At 48.6% G+C, this 502-nt stretch carries 1 protein-coding gene and 1 pseudogene; one reads left to right on the top strand and one right to left on the bottom strand.

Going from position 1 to position 502, the window contains the following annotated elements:
• Nucleotides 1-208: TIGR02186 family protein (locus HBA93_RS18300; protein WP_221724251.1), on the top strand; the 208-nt coding region annotated here is incomplete at its 5' end.
• A gap of 6 nt (nt 209-214) precedes the next feature.
• Here HBA93_RS18300 and HBA93_RS18305 read toward each other — a convergent pair.
• Nucleotides 215-502, bottom strand: a pseudogene (locus HBA93_RS18305) (hypothetical protein); the annotation flags it as partial.

Here is a 502-nt window from a genome sequence, read left to right on the forward strand (position 1 = left end):
TGTCGGCCGCCATAAAGCGCGCGCCCTGCTTTTCCGCCATGGCGTCTTTATTGGTGAGGCCAACAGCCATCTCAATATTGTCAAAGCCGGTCTGGAGCAGCAGATTTTTGAGGCTGCGCATCAATATAGTCTGGCCTATGGCTTATTCGCTGTATTTCTCGCCGGTCTGACAGGCTGGATCGGACAGTTATTATTCCGCAAGGACTAAAAACAATCAAAGTTTTTGCGCGATAAAAACATAGCCATCGAGATATTCGCCGCGATCAAGACGCAAGGCAATGTGCTGATAATCCAGCATTTCAAAACGGCTGGCCTGTAAAAGATTTTGAATATAACGGGCAGAATGCGTGAAACGTAAAGAGGGTTGTAAAATCATATCTTCACATGAACCGTCTGAATCCTGTATTTCAGGACGGTCATGTGTTTCCACCGAGAAGGCAAACACCCCTCCCCTCCGAAGACATTCCGCCGCCAGTGCAAAAGCACGCTCCAGCTGACCGAT

This window comes from Ochrobactrum sp. SFR4, from assembly GCF_019730395.1.
GTDB lineage: Bacteria > Pseudomonadota > Alphaproteobacteria > Rhizobiales > Rhizobiaceae > Pseudochrobactrum.